General features: G+C 71.9%; 6 protein-coding genes and 1 pseudogene. All 7 read left to right on the top strand.

Going from position 1 to position 6,167, the window contains the following annotated elements:
- The first annotated feature begins 325 nt into the window (after nucleotides 1–325).
- Entirely contained in the window at nucleotides 326–583 is a 258-nt protein-coding gene (locus tag WMJ97_RS14010) for a type II toxin-antitoxin system prevent-host-death family antitoxin (protein WP_347349623.1), read from the top strand.
- Between the two features lies 1 nt (nucleotide 584).
- Nucleotides 585–842, top strand: a complete 258-nt coding sequence (locus WMJ97_RS14005; RefSeq protein ID WP_347349622.1) for a Txe/YoeB family addiction module toxin — start codon at nucleotides 585–587, stop codon at nucleotides 840–842.
- Nucleotides 843–1,268: 426 nt separating this feature from the next.
- Nucleotides 1,269–1,832, top strand: a complete 564-nt coding sequence (locus WMJ97_RS14000; RefSeq protein ID WP_347349621.1) for a YqgE/AlgH family protein — start codon at nucleotides 1,269–1,271, stop codon at nucleotides 1,830–1,832.
- 35 nt (nucleotides 1,833–1,867) lie between these two features.
- Nucleotides 1,868–2,560, top strand: coding sequence for an MtrAB system response regulator MtrA (gene mtrA, locus WMJ97_RS13995; RefSeq protein WP_347349624.1), 693 nt, complete (start codon nucleotides 1,868–1,870; stop codon nucleotides 2,558–2,560).
- On the top strand, nucleotides 2,557–4,149 hold the full coding sequence (mtrB, locus tag WMJ97_RS13990; RefSeq protein WP_347349620.1) for an MtrAB system histidine kinase MtrB: 1,593 nt from the start codon (nucleotides 2,557–2,559) through the stop codon (nucleotides 4,147–4,149). The genes mtrA and mtrB overlap by 4 nt, the downstream gene beginning before the upstream one ends.
- Nucleotides 4,146–5,846 (top strand): hypothetical protein, encoded by a 1,701-nt coding sequence (locus WMJ97_RS13985; RefSeq protein ID WP_347349619.1) that lies wholly within the window; start codon nucleotides 4,146–4,148, stop codon nucleotides 5,844–5,846. The genes mtrB and WMJ97_RS13985 overlap by 4 nt, the downstream gene beginning before the upstream one ends.
- Nucleotides 5,847–5,894: 48 nt before the next feature.
- Nucleotides 5,895–6,167, top strand: a pseudogene (locus tag WMJ97_RS13980) (ComF family protein); the annotation flags it as partial.

The following is a 6,167-nucleotide window of genomic DNA, read 5'->3' as shown; positions in this document are numbered from 1 at the left end:
ACTTGGATTACGTGCGCGATGACGATTCCTTGGCCAAGCCGTTCGACCCCGCCCACGCTGGTGAACTTCTTTTACCACGAGGAGATCACGAAGTCGGCGAAGGCCCGGGGGGTCTCCCGCACCTGTTGCTTGCGGAGTTCTTGGCCGGTGCTGGCGTCCTGGCGAAGGACGAAACTCATGACGGACTCACCTCCGTTGTGACAGAGCCGGGGCTGTGGAAGCGGTCCCGTCCTTGGTGTGTGCTGTCCGGAGCGTGAGCTTCCCCGATCACTCGCACTTGTTGAGCGCTGCGGGGCGACGTACAGTTTTGCGTACAGGAGGAGCCATGAAGACGCTGAGCTACACCGAGTCCCGCGCGCGCTATGCCGAGGTGCTGGATGGCGTGGTCAACGACCGTGAAGAGGTCGTCATCACGCGAGCCGGTCATGAGCCGGTCGTCATCGTGTCGTTGGCCGACTACGAATCGCTTCGCGAGACGGCCTACCTGATGCGTTCGCCGGCCAACGCCCGGCGGCTCTTGGATGCCATGGAGCAGTTGGAGGCCGGTCGCGGTCAGCAGCATCAGTTGGTGGAGGCCGACTGACGTGCTGCTCGTGTGGAGCGAGAACGCGTGGGATGACTACCTCTGGTGGCAGGCGCAGGATCGCAAGGTGCTCAAGCGGATCAATGGGCTACTCGCGGACATCGGCCGCAACGGCAATGAGGGCATCGGCAAGCCGGAGGCATTGAGGCATGACTTCGCCGGCTACTGGTCTCGTCGGATCACGGATGAGCACCGGCTCGTCTACAAGATCAGCGGGGATGAGGTCCGCATCGCCGCGTGTCGATACCACTACGGCTGAGATCGTCACGGTCTGGGATTCAGTTCGCCAGGAGCACGCCTGGGGCAGGGATGAGGCCATCGTCCCCGGACGCGAGGAGGTCGACACGCGTGCCTCCTGAGCTCCGCCCCAGGGGAAGTGCCGCAGTCCCGAGAGCAGGTTCGCACGTCCCGCCATTTTGTTTGCCCGGGCGTCGTCGAGGTTCTCTTTGGCGATCTCGGCCTTGTCGCAGCGGAACGACGATGCGATGGTCAACGTCTTCGGCCGGCGAACACGTTGTCGAATGCAGTAGGCCAGTGGGGCCAGGCGTCCGTACTGAGCACCGCGTGGACGCAGTGCTCCTGCCAGGTCCCGAGACGGCTCGGCCTCGAACCGGCTGACCTCCGACGGCCTTTCGATGCGTCCTGCGCGCGCTCGATGGCAGGATGGGGCCGGAAAGGAGCCGTGATGAGCACCCCCACGATCGAGCCCGGCCTGCTGCTGATCGCCGGCGTCGGCCTGACCGACGGCGTGTTCGGCCAGTCCGTCGTCCTGATCCTGGACGCCGACCCCTCCGGCGCGCTCGGCGTCGTGCTCAACCGGCTGTCGGGCTTCGAGCTGCAGGCGGCACTGCCGCAGTGGGCGCCGCTCGCGAGCTATCCCGACGCGCTCTTCGACGGGGGCCCTGTCTCCCAGGAGGGGGCGATCTGCCTGGCGTCCCCGCTGCGGCAGCAGGAGGAGCCGCCGGGCTGGCGTCCGGTCTTCGAGCGGGTCGGGCTGTTGCACCTGGACACTCCCGTCGAGATCGCGCACGGCGCCTACGCCGACCTGCGGGTGTTCGCCGGCTACGCCGGCTGGGGCCCGGGGCAGCTCGACTCCGAGCTCGCGCGGGACCTGTGGTACCCGGTTCCCGGCCGCCAGGGCGACGTGTTCGACCCTGATCCTGCGACACTGTGGCGCCGCGTTCTCCGTCGTCAGGGCGGAGAACTAGGGTTGCTGTCGGCGTGGACCGCTACGCCGGAGCTGAACTGAAGGGAAGTGCCCGCGTGCCAGAGAGTGGGAAGGCGCTGACCGGCAGCCGCGTCCTCGTCATCGACGATGATGCCGCGCTGGCGGAGATGCTGCAGATCGTGCTGCAGGCGTCCGGCTTCGCGACGGACTGGGTGGGGCGGGGCGACGAGGCCCTCGACGTCTTCCGGCGGGTGCACCCTGACCTGGTGCTGCTGGACCTGATGCTGCCCGGCCGGGACGGCGTGGACGTCTGCCGCGACCTGCGGGCCGAGTCCGACGTGCCGATCATCATGCTCACCGCGAAGTCCGACACGCAGGACGTGGTGGACGGCCTGGAGGCCGGCGCCGACGACTACGTGCCCAAGCCGTTCAAGACGCAGGAGCTGCTCGCGCGGGTGAAGACGCGGCTGCGGCGGTCGGCGGCGTCCGACGACGAGGCGACCGTGCTGCGCATCGGCGACCTGACGATCGACGTGGAGGCGCACACCGTGCACCGCGGCGACGAGACGATCGGGCTCACGCCGCTGGAGTTCGACCTGCTGCTCGCGCTCGCCCGCAAGCCGCGGCAGGCGTTCACCCGGGAACTGCTGCTGCAGGAGGTGTGGGGCTACCGGCATCCGGGCGACACGCGGCTCGTGAACGTCCACGTGCAGCGGCTGCGCAGCAAGATCGAGCGCGACCCGGAGCGTCCGGAGATCATCGTGACCGTCCGCGGCATCGGCTACCGGGCGGGGACGCCGGCGACATGAGGTTCGTGCGCCGCCTGGTGATGGCCCCGGCGCGCCTGTGGGCGCGCTCGCTGCCGTTCCGGGTGGTGGCGAGCGTCGTCGTCGCGACGATCGGCGTCCTCGCTCTGACGGGGACCTACCTGATGGATCAGTCGTCCCGGGGCGTGTTCGAGGCGAAGACGGCCGAGTCGGTGTCGGAGGCGTCCTCGGCGATCGCCGCGATGCAGGCCGACCTGCGGGCGAGCGACCTGAGGGGCGCGAACGTGAACGTGTTGCTGCTGTCGCTGGCGCAGGAGGCGTCCGACCGGGGCAGCTTCGGCAATACCTTCTCGGTGGCGCTCGAAGGGACCGGCTCGATGATCGGGTCCGCGGGGCTGGACGTGGGTTCGGTGCCGGCGGCGATCCGGCAGCGGGTGGCGGCCAGCCCGGAGGGGGAGTTGTTCACCACGCCGACGACCATCACCTACACGGACGGGCGGGCGTCCGAAGCGGGGGTCGTGGTGGCGGGCACGCTCGGGTCGGCCTCGCTCGGGCGCTACCCGATCTACTTCCTGTTCACGACCAAGCAGGAGGCGGAGACGCTCGCCCTCGTGCAGCGGGCGGCGATCGGGACAGCGCTGCTGATCCTGCCGCTGATGGCGCTCATCATGTACCTGATCTCGCTGCAGATCCTGCGTCCGGTGCGCGCCGCCCGGCGGGCCGCCCAGCGCATGGCCGACGGCGACCTGTCGGTGCGCATGCACAGCGACGGTCCGGTCGACACGTCCGGGCTGGCCCGCTCGATGAACCACATGGCGTCCGAGCTGTCGTGGCGGATCGCCGAGCTCGAAGACCTCTCGCGCGTGCAGCGCCAGTTCGTCTCGGACGTCTCGCACGAACTACGGACGCCGCTGACCACCGTCCGGATGGCCGCCGACGTGCTCTACGAGGAGCGCGACCTCATGCCGCCCGTCACCGCGCGGTCGGCCGAGCTGCTGTCGCGCGAGGTCGACCGCTTCGAATCGCTGCTCACCGACCTGCTAGAGATCTCCCGGTTCGACGCCGGCGCCGCCGTCCTCGCGCTCGAGGAGGTCGACCTGGTCGACCTCGTGCGCGACGAGGTGGACGCCCAACGCGCGCTGGCCGACAGCTTCGGCATCGACCTGCGGGTGGACGCCGCCGGTGCGGCCACCGCGGACGTCGACACCCGCCGCGTCCGGCGGATCGTGTCGAACCTGATCGCGAACGCGATCGAGCACGGGGAGAAGCGGCCGGTGGACGTGCTCATCCGCACGGACGCCGAGTCGGTCGCCGTCGCGGTACGCGACCACGGCGTCGGGCTGACGCCGGAACAGTCCCTGCACGTCTTCGACCGGTTCTGGCGCGCCGATCCGTCGCGGCTCCGGACCGTCGGCGGCACCGGGCTCGGCCTGTCGATCGCCCTCGAGAACGCCCAGCTGCACCGCGGCTGGCTGGACGTCTGGGGCAGCCCCGGACAAGGGGCGATGTTCCGCCTGACGCTGCCGCGGACGCCCGACATCGTCCTCGCCGGCTCGCCGATCCCGCTCCCGGGCGCGACGGACGGGGCGGACGGGGCGGCCGCGACGGACGCGACGGGGGCGGCGTCGTGAACCGCCGGCGCCTGCGGTGCTGGGCGGGGCTCGCGCTGGCCGTGGCGCTGCTGTCCGGGTGCGTCCGGGTGCCGACGAGCGGGCCGGTCGTCCGGGTGGAGGCGAGCCGGGCGCCGGTGAACGCAGGCGTCCGGGTGAACCCGCACCCGCCGGCGCACGGCGCGTCGGCCGCCGACGTCGTGGAGGGGTTCCTCATGGCGATGGCCGCCGACGAGTCCGGGTTCGCGACGGCCCGGCAATACCTCACCGACGAGGCGGCCCAGCCCTGGAACCCCGACGAGGGCGTGAAGATCTACGCGTCGGGGGTCTCCCCCGAAGAGAGGAACGGTCGCTGGGTGTTGGACGCCGGCGTCGTCGGCGTCCTGGCGGCGGACGGGACGTATCAGCAGGCGTCCGATCAGGTGTCGCACGACTTCGGAGTCGTCCGGGACGCGAACGGCGAGTGGCGCGTCTCCCAGCCCCCGGCCGGGCTGCTGATCTCGCAGTCGCTGTTCCCGGCCGCGTTCGTCCGCGTGGTGGTCTACCACCACGCGCCCTCAGCGTCGTGGCTGGTGGCCGACCCCCGCTACTTCCCGCGCGGGCCGCGCGCCCGCGAACTGGCCGCCCGCGCCGTGCTCGCCGGCCCGCCGGAGTGGCTGTCGGGCGCGGTGGACCCGCCGCCTCCCGGCCTGAGCCTCGCCGACATCTCGGTGTCGGAGACCGGGCTGGTCCGGATCGGCGTCGCGGCCGCCTCGCCGCCGTCCCCGGAAGCCGCCCGGCGGATCGCCGCCGAGCTGGTGTGGACGTTCCGGTCGTTCGCCTACGTGAGCCACGTGAGCATCGAGGACGCCTCCGGCCGCCCCTGGAGCCTGCCGCGGGTCGCGCCGGGCCCGCTCGCCATCGACGCGTTCGCGGAGGCCTCGCCGTCGGACGCACAGCTCTCCCGCCAGCTCTTCGTCGTGAACCGCGGACACCTCGCCCGCGCGGTGGACGTCGGGGGATCCGTGCAGATGGTCGCGGTCGCGCCGGCGGCGTCCCACGTGACGGCCGCGGACGTCCGGGGGGACGGGTCCCAGGCGGCCGTCGTCGAAAACGGCACCACGATCCGGTTGGTGGGCGTCAGCGAGGACTCCTCGCAACAGGAGCTGTCGGCCGGGGCCGTCGGGCGTCCGGACTACGCGCGGCAGGGCGAGGTCTTCGTGCCGGTGGACGGCGGCGTCCGGGTGCTGACCGGCGGGTCGTGGCGGCCGACGCCGGTCGCCGGGCTTCCCGCCGGGTCGGTCACGCGGGTGCGCGTGGCGCCGGACGGCGTGCGGATCGCGATCGTCGTCCGGCTCCCGGACGGCCGGGGCGCCCTCGGCATCGCGCGCGTCGAGCGCTCGAGCGGCGGGGTGACGCTCTCGGGGTGGCGCGAGGTGGTCGTCCAGGCGCGGGACGACCGTCCGGCGCCGGTGCTCGACGTCGGCTGGGACACAGACAGCTCGCTGATGGTCGTCGCCGATCTGGGCGGCAACGCCGTCGTGGTCCAAACGGGCCAAGAAGGCGGCGTCGCGACGAACCTGGGGCCCGCCAGCACCGAGGGGCTCAGCGAGATCTCGGTCGCCCCGGGGGTCGCCCCCGTCGTGTTGCGCGACTCCGGCGAGGTGCTCCGGTACTCCTCGAACCTGCGCTGGCTGCCCTACATGACCGGCGTCACGGGCGTGATCTACCCCGACTAGAAGAACCGGCGTCCGGCTAGCGATGACACGGCCGGCCCATCGTGGTGGGTGTGTGGGTTCACAACGAGGGACGCCGCGGCCGACCTGCTGCTCGGCGCGCGGTGCCCGGTGTGCGGGCGTCCGGGGGCGCGGCTGTGCGCGGGATGCCGGGCCGCCCTCGAACCGCGGCCGGTGGCCACGGTGCTGGGCGGGCTTCCGGTGGTCGCGGCGGGCGACTACGCGCGGGAGCGCCGCGCGGCCGTCGTCGCGTTCAAGGAGCGCGGGGCGCACGGCCTCGCCGGGCCGCTGGGGGAGCAGGTGGCCGCCGCCCTCGCGGTGCTA

The organism is Nigerium sp., assembly GCF_039811905.1.
GTDB lineage: Bacteria > Actinomycetota > Actinomycetes > Propionibacteriales > Propionibacteriaceae > Propioniciclava.
This window is presented reverse-complemented; position numbering and strand designations above follow the sequence as displayed.